We start from the raw sequence: 22829 nt of genomic DNA, 5'->3' as shown, positions 1-22829 counted from the left end.
CTTCCTAAAGCATTTCCGCAAAGGTGGCCGGTTACTAGCCAGATGCTAATTAATAACGCAGGGTTACTCCCGCCATCCAAATGCGCCCGGGGGCCGGTTCGAAAGTGCGGCCATTACCTTGGTTTACAACCACAGAGCCAACGTAGGCTTTATCGGTAATGTTCTCAACTCGGAACCAAGGTTCGAGTAGCCAAGAAGCATATTCAATCTCCCCACGAATAGCGAAATCCCAAAGTGTGTAACTTGGTGCGAAGCTATCGTTGGCATCGCTGGTTGCAACTCTTGAGCGTAACCGCTGTGCCAACAGAAGCTGCGCTCGGCGATCGCCATAAGGGCGCCATTCCCACTGTTGGAATAGGTTACTGCGGGCAAGGCCCGGTAAGCGTTGGCCACTGGCTGAATCGCCCGGTATGTCGCCATAACGTGCGTTTAGCCAAGTATAGCTTGCTTGCCAAGAGGCATTTGGATGAAAATCCCAACGCCCACTTATCTCAAAGCCTTCGCGCTCGGTTTCTGCGGCGTTGCGGTAAGTTGTGCGGCCATCATTATTTTGATCCACCACCAAATCGTTGCGGCTATCAATTAAGAACACACTACTTTGTAAGCGTAAATTTTGCTTTTGCAGCTTAATGCCCACTTCATGTTGGCGAATGCGTGCGGGCTGTAGATCGGTATTTAAACCGGAACCTTCGTTTTGATAGGCCATTTCTGTAAGGGTTGGCGTTTCAAAACCTTCACCAGTTGCAACGAAAATGCTGAGATCATCGCTAAATTGGTAGTTTAAGCCACTGCTCCAAGCATTTTCCCGATAATCCACGGCGCCGCTATCATCAGGGTTACCCTCAACAATAAAGCGATCGTTCACGGTAAAATCAATTTGGCTTGTGCGCAGGCCAGCTACCCAAACCCATTGTTCAGCAAATTGCCAATCACTAATCACCGATACGTCAGTGCTTTCAACGCGGCCGGTTTCATTGCGGCGTAAATCGCCACGAACACCAAAATCGTTCACGAAACCCAAACGTTCATCTTTTTGCTTTTCGTGATCAAGAGCCAATGTAAGCTGCCAAGGTGTATTGGCTAGCGGTGAAACCGTTGCGCTGGCATTGGCGCCGGTAAAGCTGCGCTGTAAATCAATCACCGCACCCGAGGCGGTAATAGCTGAACCCGGAAAACCAAGGTATTGCTCGATATCACGCTGGCCGTTCCAAACCGAGGCTTGCCAGGTTAAGTTAGGCTGATTGAGTTGCCGTAATGTGAGCGATTGTTGCTGATGGCGAATGGTTTTTCGAGTGTTAAATCTAAGGGCCTGGCTTGCCGTTTGGGTTGGATCTTCACGCCATTGTGTGGGGCTCAACGCAGAAGGATCTTGCAATAGCGGCGCATCATTATCATCGATGCGCGCGATCAACTCGATGTCATCGGTGATATCGCGATACCAACGCAGTGCCCATTGATCGCGCTTTACATTGCTTTGTTCGCGATCGCCATCGGTGCGAAAGCGAGCGTAATCAGCGCTAAAGCTCTGTATTTCATCAACGTACACACCACGAATATGCTGGCGCTCGCGATTTGCACTACCAGTACTTAAGTTGGCAGAAACATAACTTTGCCAGGGGCGTTCGCTTTGTAAATCGATAACCCCGCCCGCGGAATTGCCATGAATAGCCGCTAACGGACCGCGCAATACTTCCACGGAACGTGGTTCATCGAGCAAAATACTAGAGGTTTGCGCCTGTCCATCGGGCATAGAAAGAGGAATACCATCAAGGCGCAAACGCACACCACGCACGCCAAAAGCGGCGCGAGCACCGAAGCCACGTAAGGTTATACGCGTATCTTGGGCAAAGTTAAAACGCGTGTCTACTTGTAAGCCAGCAATGCCTTGCAATAATTCTGCCGCATCGGTGCGCATACCGGGGGCTTGTTGCCTTAAATCAACGCGCTCAACCGAAGCGGGCGTAGAAATCCAAGGCCGTGCCGTGCGCGTTGCTGTTACCACAATACGCTCAGGCGCTTCGAGTTCTGGTGATTCCCCTGCGCTTTCCAAACTCGCTTGCTCGGTAGCTTCCTGCGCTGCACCAGCTGGCACAAATAAAGTATTGAAAAAAAAGCTCGCAATAACTGCGAGCTTGATGTTTTTACTACGGGTTAACAACATGAAAAAACCTTATTCAGCTGGGCTCAAGCGTAAAATTTTAGCATTTTCGCGTTCATCAGTGAGAAGGTAGATGTAGCCATCAGGCCCTACTCGAACTTCACGAATACGATAATCCATATCCATCACTTCTTGATGAATAATGCGATCGCCATCTACTTCCAACCGAACTACTTGTTGGCCCCGAAGCGCACCAGCAAGTATATTGCCTTGCCACTCTGGAAATTTATCACCCTCATAGAAGTTCATTCCCGATACGGCAATAGAGGGTGTCCAGTGCCAAACTGGTTGCTCCATACCATCATTTTTGAAGCCAACCGCTTGTTCTAGCTCGCCGCCGCCGTATTCCTCACCATAGGTGATAACAGGCCAGCCATAGTTCAAGCCCGGCTCGGGCGCATTTACTTCATCACCACCTTGTGGTCCGTGTTCTACCGACCACACTTTATTAGTGCCCGGCTGAATATCAATACCTTGAATATTGCGATGCCCATAGGAATAGATTTCAGGTAACGCATCCTCATGGTTTACATAGGGGTTATCACTGGGCACCGTGCCATCTGGATGAATGCGAATCAGTGTACCGGTATGGCTATCCAGCTCCTGTGATTGCATCATTTGATGGCCACGGTCGCCTAAACCGATAAAAAGATGCTCGCCATCAGCGCTAAACACCATGCGGCCACCATAGTGCCGGCCGCCATCTACTTTCGGATAACCACTGAACACGCGGGTGAAATCATGTAAGGCGCCATCTTCAAGGCGCGCATGCGCAACTGCAGTACTCGTAATGTTACTGCCCTCGCTCTCCGGTTCCGACCAGCTGATATAGATGCGTTTTGATTCGGCGTAATCAGGGGCCAAAGTTACATCGAGTAGGCCGCCTTGATTGCGCACGCGCACTTCGGGTAAACCAGTAATGGGCTCGCCCAGCGTGCCATCCGCTTCTACAATTCTTAAGCGGCCGGGCAATTCGCTCACCAACATGCGGCCATCACCTAAAAAGGCTATTCCCCATGGGCGAACTAGGCCATCGGCCACAGTTTCAACATTCACATCGGCCCAACGGGTTTGAATGGGTTCTGCGTTTGCAATTCCAGAAGAAGCACTGCCCAGTGCGATAATCGCGGCGATACTTACACTCGATAATTTCATCTGCGGTAATCTCCTGCATGAACACTATTTTAAAGTGGATTCAGGTAACAGCTCAGCCAGCGTTTCCGCGAGTTTGCGGAAGGTTTGCCGGCGGCTTGTGGTGGGCCTAAATACTAATCCAATCTCTCGGTAGGCTTCACCATCACTCGGATCCGTTATGATTAATTCGGTACCATCTAAGATACCTGCATTAATCGCTAATTGTGGAACGAATGTAGCACCGTTTAAAGCCTCCGCCATTTGTATCAAGCTATGTAAGCTCGAAGCCGTAAACGGATTGATTTTCTCTTTGTTGCCTAAGCGGCAGGCCGTAACAGCATGGCCACTCATGCAATGTTCTTTTTCCAGAAGGAAAATACTTTTGTTTGGCAATTTATCATAGGCTACCGGTGTACCCGCCGCCACTGAGAGGTTGGGAGAAAGCGCCATCTTGAAATGATCTTTACCCACAACCCACTGTTGATTGCCCTGTAGATCTATAGGTAACGCAAGAATGAGCACATCTAGTTCACCATCTCGTAAATAATTCATTAATTGTTGAGTAGTATCTTCCCGAATAAACAGCTCTAACTTTGGGTATTTCTGTTGCAAGGTTTTACTTAACACACCCAATAAAAATGGCCCGATTGTAGGGATGCAGCCAATACGCAGAGGCCCCTCCATCACATTACCTTGGCTTTGTGCGTAGTTCACTAACTCTTCTGTGTGAGTAAGAATTAAGCGTGATTTATCGACAATTTCCTCGCCCATGGCGGTGAATAAAAAGGATTTGTGATCACGCTCAATAAGCTGGCAGCCAAGTTGATCCTCGAGGTTTTGAATGCCGCTGCTAAGCGTAGATTGGCTAACAAAACAAGCTTGCGCTGCACGATTAAAGTTTTGATGTTGATGAAGCGCTAATAGGTAGCTTAAATTCTTTAGGCTAGGAAGTTTGCTCATTTAATCCTCATCAGAAAGTTTTGCGCTAATTTTGGCCCCGAAAGCCAATTACGTTAATCGATTATGGTAATAGTTTTTTTCGGCTTTAATCAATACTACCACGTCTTTATCATATGCCCCGCATTTATGGTACCCACGTTAGCTCGCGCCTTTTGGGAGCGCCCTTTTTGTTCTCAGCGCGCCTGTGAACGTGGGAATAATATAGTAGTTAGGAGTAGTAATGTTAACAATCGGCGATAAGTTACCTGAATTTTCAGTAGTTGCAGCAAAACCTGGCTTTAACATGCCAGAAGAAAACGGCGAAAGTGCTTTCGAAACTATCACGCAAGATAGCTTTGAAGGTAAATGGAAAATTATTTTCTTTTACCCAAAAGATTTCACCTTTGTATGCCCAACAGAAATCGTTGAGTTTGCAAAACTAAATGAAGAATTTGAAGATCGTGATGCAGTTGTACTTGGTGGCAGCACAGATAACGAATTCGTAAAATTGGCATGGCGCCGTGAGCACCCAGACCTAAACGGCTTGAATCAGTATTCATTTGCCGATACCTCAGGCCAATTAGTAGATGGCCTAGGTGTGCGCGATAAAGAAGAAAGCGTAGCACTTCGTGCAACTTTCATCGTAGATCCACACAATGTAATTCAACACGTTTCTGTAAACGCGTTGAACGTTGGCCGTAACCCAAATGAAATCGTTCGTATTTTAGATGGCTTACAAACTGATGAACTGTGTCCATGTAACCGCCCATTAGGTGGCGATACTTTATAAGCTAACGCTTAGAAAGTGGCAGATGGCCGGTAGGATTACGAAGGGGCGGTAATGGTACTGCCCCTTTTTTTAAAGATGATAGATGTGGGAGTTGTTATGAGTATTGCAGAATACAAACAGTTGCTTGGTGATCACGGTAAAGATACTAAACTGAATTTATCAAACTTATTTAATAATGTTGATTCTTCAGGCTTAACGGCCGATCAATTTTACGGAACCGCGTTATCGCTAGTGTACAGCTTAGAAGAGAAAGAGCTGATTGCAGCGGTAGAAGCAGAAGCTGAAGGTAAGGTAGAAGCGAACGTATTTGGTGCGGCCAAATTGGCAGCAACCTTGATGTCGATGAACAACATCTACTATCGATTTTTGCACCTTTGTTCAGACAAACAATTTTCAAAACTTCCGGCGGGCCTGCGTATGAATGGTATGGCGAACCCGGGTGTTGATAAAGCGGATTTCGAACTTTATTCACTTGCTGTTTCAGCCTTGAACGGCTGCGGCATGTGTATCGATTCGCACGTAGGCGTGTTGTTGAAGCATGATATTTCCGCACAAGCGATTCAAACATCGATCAAATTAGCGTCGGTATTGAATGCGGCGAAAACAGCACGGGCGCTTGCTTAAAAAATACCCAATATTTTTCAAGCAGTGTCATAAATCTGACACGTCAGGGCGTTATTATCCTTCCCGAGTTTCCCTGGGGTGTAAGTGAACCACGGTTGTTCCCCCATAAAACCGTACCTTTAGCCCACCATTTTTTAATGGTGGGTTTTTTTTACGCTTTTTGCTCAGTATCGTTTTTGAATAGCTTTTCGAGTTGCAGCAGGCCTTGAATCACGAGAGCACCGATAACGAACGCCAGAACAGCATAACCGAGTTGATGGGAACCGAACTGTTCAGCGTAGGCGGCTGGGCTAACTAATTCATTATCGATTTGCCATGGCCAAATCCGAAATAGCGCGCCAAGCACAATACCCGATAGCAGTGCCAACATGGCATCATGGGCGCGCTTCAACGCATAGGTAAGGATTCGAGAGAAAATCATCAGGCCAGTTACGCAGCCTAGGGCAAAAAGCGCAAGCGTACCGAACTGTAAATTACTTACCGCGGCCGTAATCGGCGCATACATACCCATGATTAAGAGTAAAAAGCTACCGGAAATGCCGGGCAGAATCATGGCGCAAATAGCGATAAAGCCGGCACCAAAGAATAACCATGCCGAGGGGTTGGTTTGCATTGGTGTTAGCGTGGTGATCAGCATGGCGAATATCGCGCCGAGAACAAATAAAATACTGCGCAATAAATTCCATTTAATATTACGAACAAGCAGCGGTAGTGAGGCGATTATCAAGCCATTAAAAAACGCCCAGAGGGGAACAGGTTGATATTCCAGTAGATACACAATCAGATTAGCGAGGCTAAAAATAGCTAAGAGAATACCGCCAAATAAGCAGAGCAAAAACGCACCATCTATGTGCTGCCAAAGATTTTTAAACTTGCCACGCAAGAGCAAGCGAACAGCTATCATATTGAAGGATGTGAGCGCCCCAAGAAAGCGCTCATAGATACCGAGAATGAAGGCTAATGTACCGCCAGAAACGCCAGGCACGATATCGGCAGTTCCCATGGCAATGCCTTTAATCATCCACTGTAAATAATTTTTCATTGATGTTTCTTCCACTGAAATGTTGGTTGCGAAGTGTACCTGATTGGTGATTATGTGTCTTTCTCTGTTACAATCGCAGGGTTATTTTACTGTGTTTTAGCCGCATCTCGCAAAACGGAATACCAGATGGATTACATTACTGCCTTTTGGCTTGCATTAGTACAGGGAATTACCGAGTTCTTACCCGTTTCCAGCCAAGCGCATTTGGTGTTGGCAGGGCAATGGATTGGCGAGGTTTATCAAGGTTTAGAGTTCGATGTTATTTTGCATGCCGGCTCATTAGTTGCGGTTGTAACTTACTTTCGTAAGGAAGTGTTTTCCATGGCCCGCGATTGGTTTAGCACGTTAGCCGGAGGCGAAAAAACCAAGGATTCCAAATTAGCGTGGTGGGTAATTATCGGCACTATCCCCGCTGGTGTATTGGGTATTTTGCTGAAAGACGCGGCCGAAGTTATTTTACGTAGCGAAGTGGTGATGGGCTTTGCTCTTATTATTTTCGGTATCTTTCTTGGCCTCGCGGATTGGAAAGGTAGCCGAAATCGTGATGAATACTCTTTAGGGCTCAAAGATGTATTAATTATTGGTTTTGCGCAGGCGCTGGCGCTTATCCCTGGTACATCACGATCAGGCATTACAATGACAGCGGCCCTTTTTCTAGGTTTAAACCGTGAATCTGCCGCCCGCTTTTCCTTCTTGCTCTCTATACCAATTATCGCCGCTGCTGGCCTATTACTTACTCTTGATTTGCTGCGTAATGGCAGCAACATGAGTTGGGATATTCTCTTAGTTGGCTTCGTGGTAGCGGTTATCAGCACCTATGCATGCATTCATTATTTTCTAGCCTTTATTAAGCGCATTGGTATGCAACCCTTTGTGATTTACCGAATTGTGTTGGGTGGCCTGCTGCTTTGGTATTTCCTGTAATCAAAGAAAACACCTGTAGTTAATTTTGAGGTTCTTGTTCTATGGAGAAAGCTATGTTGAAAAAGTTATCGTTCGTGGTGGTTGTGCTTTTCCTAACAAGTGCCCTGGCAAGTTGTACACCAAATTCAGAGCCGCAACCACAGGTATTGGAAGGGCAAATTTTCGGCACATTTTTTCAGGTAAGTATTGGCGCTCAGCATGAATTTGATGCAGCTGAAGTAGAAGCCGGTGTGATGGCTGTTTTGAATGAGATAGATCGGCAGATGTCCACTTATCGCGATGATTCGGTATTAATTGCGGTGAATAATGCGCCAGTTGGCGAACCTGTTGCCATTCCCGATGAGCTTTTTTATGTGTTAGCGCTTGGTTATGATGTGGCTGAAATATCTTCCGGAGCCTTTGATTATACTGTTGGCGGCTTAGTGAACTTGTGGGGGTTTGGCCCCGAAGCACGCATTACCAAAGCTCCTTCTGATGAACGTTTGCAAGAACGCTTAGAGCAAGTGGGCTACCAATATGTGCAACTTGATGCGGAGCAAAGAACTGTTACTCGCTTGCGTGATGTGTTTATCGATCTTTCCGGAATAGCAAAGGGCTATGCGGTTGATGAAGTAAGTGAATACTTACATAATTTGGGCTTAACGGATCATCTCATCAATATTGGTGGCGATTTGATTGCCCAAGGGCAACGTAACGAAAGCCAGCCATGGCGCATTGGTATTGAAGCGCCGAATGATAATCGGCAGGTAGTGCAATTTGTTTTGCCGTTGCGAGATACCGCCATGTTAGGTTCTGGTGATTATCGGAATTACTTTGAGTATGAAGGTATTCGTTATTCCCATACGATTAGCCCAATCACGGGCCGGCCTATTACCCATAAGCTAGCGGCTGTTAACGTATTGGGTGACAATGCAGCAGAGGCTGATGCTATGGCCACGGTATTGCTGGTACTGGGTGAAGAGCGCGGGCTAGCTTTCGCTAATGATTATGATATCGCTGCGCTCTTTACTTATCGGGAAAACGGCGAGTTCATGAGCTTGATGTCAGAGCGTTTCGAGCGTGAACATGCAGCAAATATGGAAAGGCCTACTTTAAATTAGCAATAGCTATAACACACATGGGCGCGTAGGCTTATAAGTTCTTGGATTTCGTTTATTTTTTCGCCGTGGGGTTGACCAAAGAGCGCCCCTTTTCTAAAATTATAACGTTTTTCGTAATGCGGAGAGAGTATCACTTGGATAGTTCACGACGAATAAGCCGTTCAGGTACGTTGAAGTCCCAGTCGCTCTGATCCAGTGTTACTGCGACTTTGCCGAGCTTGAGCGCTTAAGGTAGAGTTGCAGCACATTCCCTGCTAATCAGCAGATTCTGCACAACCACCCCAATCCGTGTGTTCTTTTGAGGATACTCTCAACAGCGATGTACGCTGGAAGAGGAGTTTGCCCATGAATCAAAATGTAATTGTATTACTGTTTCACAGTGCTTTCAGTACTGTGATTTGCTCTGGCCATGGGTTCATAACCAAGGGGATATGGGCATGACATACGAAGGTTATGAACACCTAATTGATCTTGTTGCGCAAGGTGATGAGCAAGCGTTAACGGCAGCGTTGGCGGAGATACCTGCGGCTGACGTTGCGGAATATATAGATCAAAACTTCGAAGTGTATAGTACCTTGGCGTTGCTGGATAAAATGCCAAGCGAGCAGCAGGCTGAAGTATTCGGTTATCTGCGCCCGAGTAATCAGGAAGAGCTTGCCAGCCATATGGAAGTTGGTGTACTAGCGCAGCTATTTCGTGATATGTCTTCGGATGAACGGGCCGATTTATACGCCTTATTAGATGTTAAGTTACAAGATGCGGTAATGCGCCGGTTGGCGAAAAAAGAACGCGAAGATTTGTTGCGTTTGGCCAGTTACGAAGAGGGCACGGTAGGCTCGGTAATGACTTCGGATTACGCGGTGATTCCGGTTTCCGGTACTGTTGATGATGCGTTGAAACGTTTGCGCCAAAGTGCGCCTGAGAAAGAAACAATTTACCAAACCTATGTTGTGGACCGTGAGCATAAGTTGCAAGGCGTGGTATCACTGCGCCAGCTGATCACCATGGCACCCAGCGAAAAAATTGAAGACATCATGACACGTGATGTGGTGCTGCTAAAACCAGATATGCCGCAATCAGAAGCTGCCCGAATTATCAGCCGCTATGATTTAATCGCCATCCCCGTGGTTTCTGATGATGATGTACTGATTGGCATGGTTACCTTCGATGACGCCATGGACGTTGTTGAGGAAGAAGATACCGATACCATGCACAAATCGGCAACGGTAGGTAAATTAGAGGGCGGGATTAAGGATGCCAGCCCGTTTTTGATTTATCGTAGCCGTATTAACTGGCTCGTATTGTTGGTGTTTGCCAACATTTTCTCGGGCATGGGCATGATCTACTTTGAAGATCTTATTGCCACAAACATTGCGTTGCTTTTCTTCTTGCCGCTGCTAATTGCTTCTGGCGGTAACACGGGAGCTCAGGCGGCTACCTTGATTGTTCGGGGTATGGCTACAAACGATGTTGAGAAAAAAGATTGGCTGTATATGTTAGGCAAAGAGCTGATGGTATCGGTAGGGTTAGGGGTTACCATGGCGGTAGCGATATCAACCGTGGCTTATTTCCGTGTTGATCCAGTTATCATTCCGATTGTAGCTTTGAGCATGGTAAGTATCGTTTTGGTGGGCAGTATTGTGGGCATTTTATTGCCATTTCTCTTAAAGCGTTTAGGCTGGGACCCAGCGGTTGCTAGTGCGCCTTTAGTAACCACCATTGCTGATGCCGGCGGGGTATTGATTTATTTTGGGATTGCAGCCACATTTTTAACGCTCAGCACACCCGTGTAAACCTTGATCCAGATCAGCGAAATGCCCTGATATTTGTGGGGAATGGGCGTATAATTCAACCATTCCCCTTGGTTTTACGAAATGGCAGGATATATCGTGGTTGATCATCGCTCGGAAAACTCAAAACGATCAGATAGTAGCCAAACTCAAGGCCAATCTGCGCAAGCAACGGCACTGACCTCTCAAGCAAAGGCACAGCCTATTACGGTGCAACCCGCACCGCCGCGTAAGAAAGTAAATATTCAAAAGCCTGATTCTGGCTCCGGTGGGAAAAAGCCTGGGAAAAACCATATTTATGTGCGCGAAACTGAGGGTAAAGTAGAAACCACTCGGCGCGTTTTAGGTTTTGTATTAATGGCCCTGTTCGCGGTATTACCATGGCTCACTTGGAATGGTGAACAGGCGATTCTGTTTAATATCATTGATCAGCGCTTCCGCATTTTCGGTATGACACTGTGGCCACAAGATCTCACGATTTTAGCTTGGATCTTTATGATTTCGGCGTTTGCGCTGTTTCTCATCACCACTTTGTACGGCCGAGTTTGGTGCGGCTTTACCTGCCCACAAACCACATGGACCTTCATTTTTATGTGGTTTGAACGAAAAATTGAAGGCAGCCGCCACCAGCGTATGAAGCTTGATGAGCGCAAGATGGATGGCGATAAGTTTGTTCGCAAATTCGCAAAGCATACTTCATGGATTATTGTAGCCCTGCTCACAGCAATGACATTTGTGGGCTATTTCACCGACATTCGTACTCTATTCACTGATTTTTGGTTCTTGCAATCGAGTGCTTGGGCTACCGGTAGTGTTTTATTTTTCACTTTCGCTACCTATGGCAATGCTGGCTGGATGCGGGAAATCATGTGTACGCACATGTGCCCTTATGCGCGTTTCCAATCTGCGATGTTTGATAAAGACACCTATATTGTGGCCTACGATGTAGAACGTGGGGAACCGCGAGGGCCGCGGAAACGTAAGGTTGACCCAGCATCGATTGGCAAAGGCGATTGCATTGATTGCAACCTGTGTGTTCAGGTATGCCCTACCGGTATTGATATTCGTAACGGCCTACAATATGAATGTATTAACTGCGGTGCCTGTATTGATGCCTGCGATGATGTCATGGAGAAAATGGGTTACCCGAAAAAACTCATTAGTTTCACCACACAAAGCCGTTTGGAAGGCGGGCAAACTAAAATATTCCGTTTCAAAAGTGTAGGCTATGGCTTAGCGTTAATTGCGCTCACCGTTTTGTTGGTTGTGGATATTCTATTGCGGGTACCGCTTGAGTTTGATGTTATTCGTGACCGCAACGCGCTGTATCGAGAAAACCAAGAAGGCTGGATAGAGAATGTATATACCTTACGTGTGATTAATAAATCACAACAGGTACAAACCTATCGGGTTAATGCGGTAGGCATCGAAGATATGCAATTGCAGGGAATTAACGAAATTCAGCTGGCGCCGGAAATGACAGAAACAATACCTGTTACAATAGCGGTAGACCCATACTTTTTAGATCAACCTTTGGTTGAAATAAATTTTCGGATCGAAGCTATTGATGATGCGCGTATCAGCAAAGAAGTACAAACAAACTTTATTTATCAATAATCGTTCCTGCCACTACTGGAGTGCCTTTGGCCGCTTTTAGTTTTCAAGATTTAACACCGGATTTCATTCTCGATGCGATAGAGGCCACTGGCCTCTATCCTACCTCTGGCTTGCTGGCACTGAACAGTTATGAGAATCGGGTTTATCAATTTGTTGCCGAAGATGGTAAGCGTTATGTAGTGAAGTTTTACCGGCCCAATCGCTGGAGCGATGAACAAATACAAGAAGAGCATGATTTTACCTTTGCTTTGTATGATGCCGAAATTCCAGTGGTATGCCCGTTGAAAATGCCAACCAGCCTGCTGCACTATAAAGGCTATCGGTTCGCTTTATTCCCAAGTATTGGTGGCCGCGCTCTCGAGCCAGAGCAGCTCGATCAATTAGAAAACCTTGGCCGCCATTTAGGCCGTTTGCACATGATTGGCAAAGCACAGCCGTTTAAACATCGGCCACCGCTAGTTGATTTAAAAATGCTAGCCACGCATCAAGAGCGTTTACTCACCTGCCCTTTACTTCCTGATTCATTACGCGAATCCTTTGCTGCAATTTTAAAGCCGGTTGTGCAACGCTTGCAGAATATTGCTTGGCATGAACATGAGCAAATTCGGTTACATGGTGATTGCCATATTGGTAATTTACTTTGGCGCCCTGATGGCCTTACGTTGGTGGATTTTGATGATTGTCGGCAAGGCCCGGCGATTCAAGATTTATGGATGATGCTTTCGGGTGAACGTATGGAGCAACAAATTCAGTTGGAAACTCTGATTGAGGGTTATGAAGAGTTTGCAGAATTTAATCCAGCGCAGCTGCGTTTAATTGAACCTTTGCGCGCTTTTCGAATCATTCAGTATATGGCGTGGTTAGCTGAGCGTTGGAGTGATCCCGCATTTAAACGTAGCTTTAGCTGGTTTGCCGAACCGCGTTACTGGGAACAGCAGATATTGGCGTTAAAAGAACAGTTAGCTGCGTTCGATGATGATCCACTAAGCTTGCAGCCGAGTTTTAACTAACGGCATAATAGCTTTATTATCTCGATATTTGATTTGCTTGATAGTTCATAGGAAAACATAATGAAAAAGTTAGTAGTAGCACTATTTGCATTAGTATTTGTGGCTTTAGTGCCAGCGCAAGCACAAGAGTTTGAAGAAGGTGTGCATTACCGCGTGGTGGGTGATACACCTAGCCGTAATCCAGAAATTGTAGATTTCTTCTCTTTTTATTGTAATGGCTGTTATCAGTATGCGCCTTTTAGCGATATGTTGAAGGCGGAATTCGGTGATGCGTTTCAAAAATATCATGTGAACATTGTGGTTCCGAATGCCGCTATACGCGATAACATTCAGGCTATTTGGGCTACCGCCATTATGCTTGGTGTTGATGAGCAATTCAAAGAGCGGATGTTCCAAAAGCATTTTGTGCGTAATGATTTTACGAATAGTGTAGCGGAAGCGAAGCAGATTATGCTTGATTTAGGGGTTGAGGAAGAGCGCTATGATCGAGCTTTTGGTAGTATGCAAGTGCGTGGCTTGAGTAATCGTATGAGCTCTTTGCAACGGCAATTTAGCATCAGCCGTACGCCAACTTATATTGTTAATCGCCAATATGAAATGTTACCGGGTGGGTTTAGTAATTCTGCTAACTTTTTCCAAGACTATTTGAATCTTGCGCGTTACCTGATGGAAAAAGAATAATCAGCCACTGTATTTTTAACCTTCGTGTTCTTAACGGCCACATGCCGGAGTGATATCCATGGACGAGATGGTAGCTTTTTATAATCAGAGTATTACCTGGCTTGAACAGCACCCGCAGTTATATTTAGCTGCGGGTTTGTTTGTATTGTTTACCGTTGCTTGGTTGAGTAATGCTGTTTTTAAGCGTCTCTTAGTTCGTGGGTTAATGAAGGCGGTACGAGCAACACAGCTTGGAAAAGATAATGCATTGGCCAAATCAACCGTGATTTCACGTTTAGCCAATGTTATCCCTGCTCTAGTGTTGTGGGCTGGTATTGTTTTAGTACCGGGCATTCCCGAGATCGTAGTTGCCATTGTTCGTAATGTTACCAATGCGTTTATTATCCTTACCATCGCATTGGCGATCAACGCTACCCTTACCTTGATCAATACTATTTACGAGCGCCGCCCTGATTCTCATATGAAGCCGATTAAAGGCTACGTTCAAGTTATTAAAATCATTATTTATGCTGTTTCAGCAATATTAATTGTTGCCACGCTTATCGACCGCTCTCCAGTTATTTTATTGTCGGGCTTGGGCGCTATGGCGGCTGTGGTGCTTTTAGTATTCCAAGATACGCTACTTTCGCTCGTTGCCAGTATGCAAATATCATCGAATGATATAGTGCGGGTGGGTGATTGGGTGGAAATGCCCACGCTGAATGCTGATGGTGATGTTATTGATATCGCCTTGCACACAGTAAAGGTGCAAAATTGGGATAAAACCATTACCACTATCCCTACTCGCCGTTTTATTACCGATTCGTTTAAGAATTGGCGTGGTATGCAGGAATCTGGCGGTCGGCGTATTATGCGTAATATTTTGTTAGACCAGCAAAGTATTGGCTTTTTAAGTTCGGAAGAGAAAGAGCGCTTGAGCCGCTTTCGCTTATTACGTGATTACTTGCCAGAGAGGCAGAAAGAAATTGATGAATGGAATCAATCACTAAAAGATGAAGGCAAAGAACCTGCAAATACTCGGCGCATTACCAATATCGGCACATTTCGGGCTTATGTTCTGAATTACTTGAAAAGCCACCAAGGGATTCATCAAAACATGACACTCATGGTGCGCCAGCTTTCGCCAGGGCCTGATGGTTTACCACTGCAAGTATATGCTTTCACGAATACCACCGCTTGGGTAGAGTATGAGGGTATTCAATCGGATTTGTTTGATCACTTACTTTCTATTTTGCCTGAATTTGGCCTACGGGTTTATCAGCACCCAAGTGGTGTAGATTTGCGTTCGTTGCAAGGGTTCGGGAATAAAGGGGTAGAAGATGCAGAGCCTGGGAAAGAAACCTCATTAGGTGAAGAGGCACCAGAAAAGCAAATGGCTGACTCTGAGAATAGCTCGGGAAATGGCTCTGAAAACAAAAACTAAGCGTGAATCGTTAACCTAGAAAAAAGCCAGCCGTTTCATTGCGGCTGGCTTTTTTGTTAGCGATTAAGTACTTCCTCGATACGCTTATCTTTCAGTTCCCAACGGCTATTGAGCCAGCTTTGGAAATGATCACGAAACTCTGGGTCGTTAAAGTAATCACCGCGCAAATCATCGGTTACTGGGATCCGATCAATATACACATACACGCTCTGCAAACGGCCAGCGAGTAAATCTAACACAATAGATTTATCCGTTTGCCGATCCGGATATACCAAGGTGATATCTAACACCTCTTGGAATTGGTTACCCATGGCTTGTAGTGTGAATGAAGTACCACCTGCTTTTGGAGTAAGCAAATGCTGGTATGGGCTACCTTTTTGCTGATGCTTTATGGGTGTAAAACGGGTGCCCTCGCAGAAGTTAATCACCGTAGTTGGAATGTGCCGGAATTTCTCGCATTTCTCGCGAGTGGTAGCAATATCCTTTCCCTTTAGTTCTGGATTTTTAGCGATTTGTTCTTTGCTGTAGCGCTTCATAAAGGGCATATCTAGTACCCAGCAGCCCATACCAATAATGGGCACCCAAAGTAGTTGTTGCTTCAGGAAAAAGCGGGGCATGGGTAAGTTCTTTCGTGAGAGGTGCATTAATGCCACGATATCTACCCAGCTCTGGTGGTTGCATAGAATCATAAACCAGCCATCGCGATCATCTGGGATATCCCCTTCAATGTACCATTTTACTGGGTAACTAATACGGAACATCGCCGATACAGCATAAGCCCAAACGCGAAACGCGCCATTGGCAACACTGGAAATAAACCGCTGAAAACTAGGTATAGGGATAATGAATTTAAAGATCCCGAGCAAAATAACAATGATGCCGATTACGGTAGTTGTTAAAGCACCCCACAAAAAATTAATTAAAATTCGCAACGGCGCGGGTAAAAATTGCAACATAATCAAGCGTTCCCTGTTTATTCTTATTTTTATAATGATACCTGAAGTTTTACAGAACAGTAGAACCCCTTGCAAACAAAATAGATTCGCCTAATATATACTGTATATATGTACAGTATTTTGATTGAGGTGTTTCTTATGCAAGCGAATCTGCAGCAATTAATGGATAAAGGTGCGCTTTGGAAGGGGGGCGCATGGAAAAATAGTGAGCCTAATGGCGAGCGCAATGCTTTTGGTGAGGGCTCTGCGGCCGATTTTGTATCTACCGGCCAGCCACTTTTAGATCAAGCTTTGGGCGGTGGTTGGCGCGCCCGGCGCGTGCATGAATTGCAGTGTGAGTATGTTTTTGGTGGTGAATTAAGTTTGCTAGCACCGGCTATTGCTGAGGCTGCCAAAGCAGCGCGCCCGGTATTTTGGTTATCACCACCGGCTATACCTTATGCGCCCGGAATAGCGGGCATGTTACAGCAGGCTAAGGTAGCAAGCTCGCAGCAGGCGCAACATATCGTATTAACACCGGCAAATGAAGCGGATGCATTGTGGGCTGCGGAAACTATTTTGCATAGCGGGCAAGTAGGCGTATTACTGCTCTGGGCCGATAGTTTGAGTGCTACTGCGGTACGCCGTTTGCATTTGGCTGCCGCGGAAACCGATGCTTGGGTATTTGTGCTCACCGGCATACAAAATGAAGAAGCCCGTAGTTATGCCACCCGCCTACGGATTTTATTATTGCCCGATAAAGCCCATGCTATTACGGCCCATGCGCCGCGAGGGCAAGTGCAATGGCAGCTGTTAAAACGCCATGGTGGTTGGCCTATTCGTTTACCTCGCCAGCCTCTTCCGCGTTGGCCATCAGAGCGTGCCTGAAGGTTATTGAATATGTGGGTATATGTGCGGTTACCCTCGCTGCAGCTAGATCGTATGTTGGCTTTGCAGCCTGAGCTAGCGGAACGCGCGTTGGTGTTATATTGCGAGCAGCAGCAACGCGTGATGCAATGTAATAGTGTGGCCGCTAATCTGGGAATTCGCCCTGACAGCTCGCTTTCTGATGCTTGGTTGTTAGCCGAAGATCTCGTTCCGTATCGTTACCGTGAAGCGCAACAGCGGCATTTACTGCAGCATTTAGCCGCTGATCTGTATCAGGTTTTTGCAGCTATTAGCCTAGATCCACCGAATGGTTTGTGGCTAGATTTAAAGCCAATGCAAAAGCTTTATCCGGATACGCGGCAAAGTGAAAATCAATTACAGCTGCAATTAACGCCTTGGCAAGTTCGTTATCACTACGGCTTAGGGCAAACGCCATTAGTAGCGAAAATGCTGGCGCAATCAGATGTGGCAACGGTTGGTGATATACCTATTCAATACCTGCCATGCGATGATAAGTTGCAGGCACAGTTGGTGCGAATGGGGCTAAATACGCTTGGTGCGTTACAAGCTATTCCACGTGCTCTGGCCGGCCAGCGTTTAGGTAAAGAGTTAGTGCATTTGCTGGCGCGTATTCAAGGTGAACAGCATGAATCCTTGCATTATTTTCAGCCGCCCCTGTGGTTTTATCAGCGTTTAACCTTACTTGCCGAAACCTCTGGTTGGCAGGCTTTGCGCTTTCCATTAAAACGATTACTGCAAGAGCTAGAGCATTACTTAGAGGGGCGGCAGCAGGAAACGCGTTATTTATTGCTAACTTTTTATCACCGAGATATTGAACCAACAATATTAGAAATTGGCTTAGCCCATGGTGGTTATTTAGCTTCAGAGTTAGCTACATTTTGCCAATTGAAAATGGAATCACTTAAGCTGCCCGCTGCTGTTTTAGAGATAAGCATTCAAGCGAAGCAGCTGCAACCGCGTAGTAAGCAGCACGGTGATTTGCTTCAAGGTGGGCAGAAACAGCGAAAATCTTTACCACGGTTATTAAACGAGTTGCAGTTACGCTTGGGCCACTCGCGAGTATTTGCTGTGCAAAATCGCCACGATTGGCTACCCGAAAGAGCGTGGCAGCGCTCTGCTGCGGGCTCAGTACTGGCAACAACACATATTACGGGGCGGCCACTGTGGTTGCTGCCCAAACCTAAGCCGGTGCAAATACAGCAATGGTGTTTATTGCGTGGGCCGGAGCGCTATCAACCACCATGGTGGCAGCTTGCCGCCGATGATGCGGCGCATTTTAGCGCGCCAAAAGCGATGCAGGGTTCATCTAATGGTCAAAGTGCGGGTGTTGAACAATGTTCTGGGTATCGGGATTACTGGGTGGCGCGTAACCAGCGTGGCCAACCGGGTTGGCTGTTTTATGATTACCAACAAGAGTGTTGGTGGTTACATGGGTGGTTTAGTTAATGGCTTATGCAGAGCTACATTGCTTAAGCCACTACAGCTTTTTACGAGCGGCTTCGGCTCCCGGTGAATTAGTGGAGCGTGCGGCCGAGCTTGGATATCAAAGTATCGCGATCACGGATGAATGCTCTTTCGCGGGCTTGGTAAAAGCGTGGCAAGCAGCAAAAGCACTACCAGCGAATAGTGCTATGGCAAAGCACTTTCATTTAATTGCCGGCAGTGAATTTCGTTGTGCAACATTTGGTACCTTTGTGCTCTTGGTGCAAAACCGCAAAGGCTATGCAGAATTAGGTAAGTTTATTAGCCAATGTAGGCGCGCTGCAGAAAAAGGCAGTTATGCGTTTCATGCTCAGGATTTACTGAAAAGTGAGCTCACGCACTGTTTACTGCTTTGGAAGCCGCTCGCGGATGGCTCTTTATCACGAGCCGAAGGCTCTTTACCTCAAGCTGAAGGCTCTTTACCCCAAGCTGAAGGCTCTGCCTCTCATGCGCAACTGGTGTTAGCAGATAAATTGAAGCGGCATTTTTCGAGCCGTTGTTGGTTAATGTACCAGCGTTATTTACAGCCGAACGATCGCCAAGATATGCGCTCTTTTCGGCAACTTAGTGAAACCATGGATTGGCCGGTTGTGGCTACCGGAGGTGTATTAATGCACCACAGCCAACGCTTACCCTTACTGCATGTTCTGCAAAGTATTCATAGCCATAAGCCGGTGGCCGAGCTTGGTGATCAATTAACACCCAATGCGGAAGCCTGTTTACGCGATCTTGATTCGCTAGAAAAAATATTCCCCGCCGCTTGGTTAAAAGAAAGTGTGCGTATTAGTGAGCAATGCCATTTCAGTTTATCGGAGCTGCGCTATGAATACCCCGCCGAGGTAGTGCCCGAGGGCTTTACGCCAAATGGTTATCTGCGGCAGTTAGGTCAGCAAGGGCTGCGGTGGCGTTATCCGAATGGTGTGCCAGATAAAATACGAGCGCAATTAAACAAAGAGCTTGAGTTAGTAGCTGAGCTTGGCTATGCCCATTTTTTTCTTACCATCCATGATGTGGTGATATTTGCGCGGCAACAAGGCATTTTACATCAAGGCCGAGGCTCGGCGGCGAATTCAGTGCTTTGCTATTGCTTGGGTATTACCGCGGTAAACCCAGCTCAATCTGATTTGTTATTTGAGCGCTTTATTTCCCGCGAGCGTAATGAACCGCCCGATATTGATGTTGATTTCGAACATGAGCGCCGCGAAGAGGTTATCCAATATATTTATCAGAAGTATGGGCGGCATCGAGCAGCACTGGCGGCAACCGTTATTACTTACCGGCTACGCAGCGGGTTGCGCGATGTAGGCAAAGCGCTAGGGTTCCCGGAAGCGCAATTGCAGCAATTGTTACATCGGTTAGATCGGCGCGATAGCGAAGAAGATTGGCGGCAGCAATTACAAAGCATGGGGGTAATGAATCATCCTCAAGGTGCGCATTTGCTGGCGCTAACTACAGAGTTGCTCGGCTTTCCTCGGCACCTTTCTCAGCATGTTGGTGGCTTTGTGATTGCCGCGGGCGAGCTTTCTGATTTAGTACCGGTAGAAAATGCAGCTATGCCAGATAGAACCGTGATTCAATGGGATAAGGATGATATTGAAGCGCTTTGCTTATTAAAAGTAGATGTTTTGGCGCTGGGCATGTTAACCGCGATTCGAAAAAGCTTAGATTTACTCCCGGAGTTTTATCAAAAGCAATATACCCTTGCGAGTATTCCACTCGATGATCCGGAAGTATATCGAATGCTCCAAAAAGCCGATTCCGTAGGTGTTTTTCAAATTGAATCGCGAGCGCAAATGAATATGCTGCCGCGTTTAAAACCTAAGTGCTTTTATGATTTGGTGATTCAAATTGCCATTGTTCGGCCGGGCCCTATTCAAGGCGATATGGTACATCCCTATTTGCGGCGTAGAGCTGGTTTAGAAGCGGTGAGCTACCCTAGCCCTGAAGTAGAAAGTGTTCTACAACGCACGCTTGGTGTGCCTATCTTTCAAGAACAAGTTATCAAGCTCGCAATGGTAGCCGCGGGCTTTACCGGCGGTGAAGCCGATGCCCTGCGCCGAGCTATGGCTAGTTGGCGGAGCAAGGGTAAGCTGATGGCATTTGAAGAAAAGCTGATTAAAGGTATGCGCGCAAGAGGTTATAGCCAAGTATTCGCAGAGCAATTATTCGCGCAAATTTGTGGGTTCGGTGAATATGGTTTTCCCGAATCACACTCGGCTAGCTTTGCCATTTTAGCTTATGTATCAGCGTGGCTGAAACGGCACTGCCCTGCTGCATTCTATGTTGGCCTGCTGAATAGCCAACCCATGGGGTTTTATACCGCCTCACAATTGGTGCAAGATGCGCGTAGGCATCAGGTGCAGTTACTACCGATATCGATTAATGCTAGCTGCTGGGATCATCAGCTGCAAAAAACGGATGGTGAGCCTGCGATTCGTTTAGGCTTTCGCTTAATTAAAGGGTTAGCTAAAAAGGAAATCGACACTTTAGTTGCTTACCGCCCTACTTCCGGTTTTGCAGATATGGCTGAATTTGGACGTTATGCGCAGGCCAATTTCTTGAGTGGCCAGGCGCAAGAGCATTTAGCCAGTGCGAATGCCTTTGCGGAGCTCTCCGGTAATCGCTATCAAACCCGTTGGGATAGTACAAAATTAGGTGAGCAGCTCCCTTTGCTTGCGGGCGCTGAGGCGCAACCCGGTGATTACGCACTGGCTGCGCCTAGTGAACTAGCCGATATGCAAGAAGATTACAGTACCACGGGATTAACCTTGGGGCGGCATCCGTTAGCTATTCTCAAAGAGTATGATGTATTGCCTAACCATCGAAAAGCATCTGAGTTGCCTAATCTACGGCCGGGGCAATTAGTTACGGTTATTGGTTTGGTTACTAATCGCCAGCGCCCAGGTACAGCAAGTGGTGTTACGTTCATAACCTTAGAAGATGAAAGTGGAACGATTAATATAGTGCTTTGGCAAGATTTAGCCCGGCGGCAGCGGCGGCAATGGATGAAAGCTCGGCTCCTGCAAGTAAAAGGTATTCTGGAAGTGGAAGGTGATGTGATTCATATTGTGGCGGGTGATATGCGCGATCTCAGTGGGCAGCTGCCTATTGCCCAAGTGAAATCGCGCGATTTTCATTAGCGCTAAATTTTGCCGCAGTTATTCTTCAGCGAGGTATTCGTTTTTAAGCCAAACATAGTTTTCGGCGGATTTCGTTAAGAATGCTTGTTCATCTTCATTAAGTGGGCGTGCCTTTTTCACTGGGCTACCAACATAGAGAAACCCACTCTCCAAGCGTTTCCCTGGCGGTACTAAAGAACCGGCACCAATAATGACATCATCCTCCACTACTACACCGTCCATTACGATAGCCGACATACCTACCAAGATACGATTACCGAGTTGGCAACCGTGCAGCATTACCTGATGGCCTACCGTAACATCATCACCGATTAACAAAGGATAGCCATCGGGATCAGTTGGGCTTGTGCGCGTAACATGTAAAATAGCGCCATCTTGTATATTGGTGCGGGTACCAATTCGAATGTGGTTCACATCACCACGCCCAGCAACTAAGGGCCAAATACTGCTATCCGCACCGATTTCAATATCCCCAACTAAAACGGCTGAAGCATCAACATAGCATCCCTCGCCTATTTTGGGTGATTTACCTTTATAAGAACGGCCGATCTGTGTGCGTGTAGACATAGGTACCTCTGTAATTATCTGCGCTTACTGATATGTAAAAGAATGCCTTGTTTAGAAAACATCCATGATGTGGCTGATCTTACGCCAACCTGAGTGATTTTTCTGCGGTTGATACAAAAAAAGCAGAAAACTTATAAAAAGTACTTGCCGGATTCGTTCAGGTCTATATAATTCGCCCCACTTCGAAGGCAGACACGACAAGCGCTTAGCAAATCGCGCCAACGAAAACGGGAATTGAGTAAAAGCATAAAGTTGTGAAAACAACCGCTTCTTACAAAAAAGAAAGTTAAGCACCTATAACAAGATGTTAACTTTCCAATAACAACCCCGAAAGCTCGATATTAGCCACAGAAAATGAAAAACTTTTCGAAAGCGGTTGACAGCAAAAATGAGGCGTGTAGAATGCGCACCTCGCTACGAGCTCCACTGAGCCGAGCAACGTTCTTTAACAATATATCAAGCCAAGTAATCTGTGTGGGCACTTGCGCAAGAAAAGCATCAACCAAACGCCATTTCGGTGGCAGGTATGAAAGTTTACTTTTATACCAAGGTTCAGCTTTCGAG

Annotated in this window: 19 protein-coding genes; 12 read left to right on the top strand and 7 right to left on the bottom strand. The window is 46.4% G+C overall.

Translation table 11 applies throughout. The features are described from left to right. Positions 1 to 49: 49 nt before the first annotated feature. Genes CWE08_RS00090 through CWE08_RS00080 form a run of 3 tightly spaced genes read right to left on the bottom strand, consistent with a single transcriptional unit; the run spans position 50 to position 4252 of the window. The gene (locus CWE08_RS00090) at positions 50 to 2161 is read right to left on the bottom strand and encodes a TonB-dependent receptor family protein (protein WP_126764634.1); all 2112 of its coding nucleotides are present in this window, start codon (positions 2159 to 2161) and stop codon (positions 50 to 52) included. A gap of 9 nt (positions 2162 to 2170) precedes the next feature. Next, positions 2171 to 3313 carry a PQQ-dependent sugar dehydrogenase gene (locus CWE08_RS00085; RefSeq protein ID WP_126764633.1) on the bottom strand — a complete coding sequence of 381 codons (1143 nt, stop codon included), beginning with the start codon at positions 3311 to 3313 and terminating at the stop codon, positions 2171 to 2173. A gap of 24 nt (positions 3314 to 3337) precedes the next feature. Next, positions 3338 to 4252: a hydrogen peroxide-inducible genes activator gene (locus tag CWE08_RS00080; RefSeq protein WP_126764632.1), complete on the bottom strand. Its 915-nt coding sequence runs from the start codon at positions 4250 to 4252 to the stop codon at positions 3338 to 3340. Positions 4253 to 4472: 220 nt separating this feature from the next. Between CWE08_RS00080 and CWE08_RS00075 the strand changes: the two genes are divergently transcribed. Together CWE08_RS00075 and CWE08_RS00070 are read left to right on the top strand one after the other, a co-directional pair. Continuing rightward, the gene (locus tag CWE08_RS00075) at positions 4473 to 5021 is read left to right on the top strand and encodes a peroxiredoxin (RefSeq protein ID WP_126764631.1); all 549 of its coding nucleotides are present in this window, start codon (positions 4473 to 4475) and stop codon (positions 5019 to 5021) included. A gap of 96 nt (positions 5022 to 5117) precedes the next feature. Then, complete coding sequence (locus CWE08_RS00070) at positions 5118 to 5645, top strand: carboxymuconolactone decarboxylase family protein (protein WP_126764630.1); 528 nt, start codon at positions 5118 to 5120, stop codon at positions 5643 to 5645. A 151-nt stretch (positions 5646 to 5796) separates the two neighbouring features. On the opposite strand, the gene CWE08_RS00065 is transcribed toward CWE08_RS00070, so the two are convergent. Beyond that, positions 5797 to 6687: a DUF368 domain-containing protein gene (locus CWE08_RS00065; protein ID WP_126764629.1), complete on the bottom strand. Its 891-nt coding sequence runs from the start codon at positions 6685 to 6687 to the stop codon at positions 5797 to 5799. A gap of 126 nt (positions 6688 to 6813) precedes the next feature. Here CWE08_RS00065 and CWE08_RS00060 point away from each other — a divergent pair, with 126 nt between their 5' ends. From CWE08_RS00060 to CWE08_RS00030, 7 genes are all read left to right on the top strand, one after another. Then, positions 6814 to 7611 carry an undecaprenyl-diphosphate phosphatase gene (locus CWE08_RS00060; RefSeq protein ID WP_126764628.1) on the top strand — a complete coding sequence of 266 codons (798 nt, stop codon included), beginning with the start codon at positions 6814 to 6816 and terminating at the stop codon, positions 7609 to 7611. Positions 7612 to 7664: 53 nt separating this feature from the next. Continuing rightward, positions 7665 to 8711, top strand: a complete 1047-nt coding sequence (locus tag CWE08_RS00055) for an FAD:protein FMN transferase (RefSeq protein WP_157981203.1) — start codon at positions 7665 to 7667, stop codon at positions 8709 to 8711. A 437-nt stretch (positions 8712 to 9148) separates the two neighbouring features. Continuing rightward, positions 9149 to 10504, top strand: a complete 1356-nt coding sequence (mgtE, locus tag CWE08_RS00050) for a magnesium transporter (protein ID WP_126764626.1) — start codon at positions 9149 to 9151, stop codon at positions 10502 to 10504. A gap of 81 nt (positions 10505 to 10585) precedes the next feature. Further along, complete coding sequence (ccoG, locus tag CWE08_RS00045; protein ID WP_241973790.1) at positions 10586 to 12118, top strand: cytochrome c oxidase accessory protein CcoG; 1533 nt, start codon at positions 10586 to 10588, stop codon at positions 12116 to 12118. 26 nt (positions 12119 to 12144) lie between these two features. Further along, positions 12145 to 13128 (top strand): serine/threonine protein kinase, encoded by a 984-nt coding sequence (locus CWE08_RS00040; RefSeq protein ID WP_126764625.1) that lies wholly within the window; start codon positions 12145 to 12147, stop codon positions 13126 to 13128. A gap of 60 nt (positions 13129 to 13188) precedes the next feature. Continuing rightward, the gene (locus CWE08_RS00035) at positions 13189 to 13809 is read left to right on the top strand and encodes a DsbA family protein (protein WP_126764624.1); all 621 of its coding nucleotides are present in this window, start codon (positions 13189 to 13191) and stop codon (positions 13807 to 13809) included. 58 nt (positions 13810 to 13867) lie between these two features. Next, positions 13868 to 15232 carry a mechanosensitive ion channel family protein gene (locus CWE08_RS00030; RefSeq protein WP_126764623.1) on the top strand — a complete coding sequence of 455 codons (1365 nt, stop codon included), beginning with the start codon at positions 13868 to 13870 and terminating at the stop codon, positions 15230 to 15232. A 56-nt stretch (positions 15233 to 15288) separates the two neighbouring features. On the opposite strand, the gene CWE08_RS00025 is transcribed toward CWE08_RS00030, so the two are convergent. Next, on the bottom strand, positions 15289 to 16188 hold the full coding sequence (locus tag CWE08_RS00025; protein ID WP_126764622.1) for an acyltransferase: 900 nt from the start codon (positions 16186 to 16188) through the stop codon (positions 15289 to 15291). A 138-nt stretch (positions 16189 to 16326) separates the two neighbouring features. Between CWE08_RS00025 and CWE08_RS00020 the strand changes: the two genes are divergently transcribed. Genes CWE08_RS00020 through CWE08_RS00010 form a run of 3 tightly spaced genes read left to right on the top strand, consistent with a single transcriptional unit; the run spans position 16327 to position 21698 of the window. After that, entirely contained in the window at positions 16327 to 17055 is a 729-nt protein-coding gene (locus tag CWE08_RS00020; protein ID WP_126764621.1) for an ImuA family protein, read from the top strand. A gap of 12 nt (positions 17056 to 17067) precedes the next feature. Further along, complete coding sequence (locus CWE08_RS00015) at positions 17068 to 18522, top strand: Y-family DNA polymerase (protein ID WP_126764620.1); 1455 nt, start codon at positions 17068 to 17070, stop codon at positions 18520 to 18522. After that, positions 18522 to 21698 (top strand): error-prone DNA polymerase, encoded by a 3177-nt coding sequence (locus CWE08_RS00010; RefSeq protein ID WP_126764619.1) that lies wholly within the window; start codon positions 18522 to 18524, stop codon positions 21696 to 21698. Before CWE08_RS00015 ends, CWE08_RS00010 begins: the two co-directional genes overlap by 1 nt. 18 nt (positions 21699 to 21716) lie before the next feature. Here CWE08_RS00010 and CWE08_RS00005 read toward each other — a convergent pair whose 3' ends face one another. Beyond that, positions 21717 to 22265, bottom strand: coding sequence for a gamma carbonic anhydrase family protein (locus CWE08_RS00005; protein WP_126764618.1), 549 nt, complete (start codon positions 22263 to 22265; stop codon positions 21717 to 21719). 341 nt (positions 22266 to 22606) lie between these two features. Next, positions 22607 to 22829: hypothetical protein (locus tag CWE08_RS12215; protein ID WP_206750632.1), on the bottom strand; the 223-nt coding region annotated here is incomplete at its 5' end.

The sequence above is a fragment of the Aliidiomarina iranensis genome, assembly GCF_003987135.1.
Classification (GTDB): domain Bacteria; phylum Pseudomonadota; class Gammaproteobacteria; order Enterobacterales; family Alteromonadaceae; genus Aliidiomarina; species Aliidiomarina iranensis.
The sequence above is the reverse complement of the archived record's forward strand: the minus strand, read 5'-3'. Positions and strand labels throughout refer to the sequence as shown.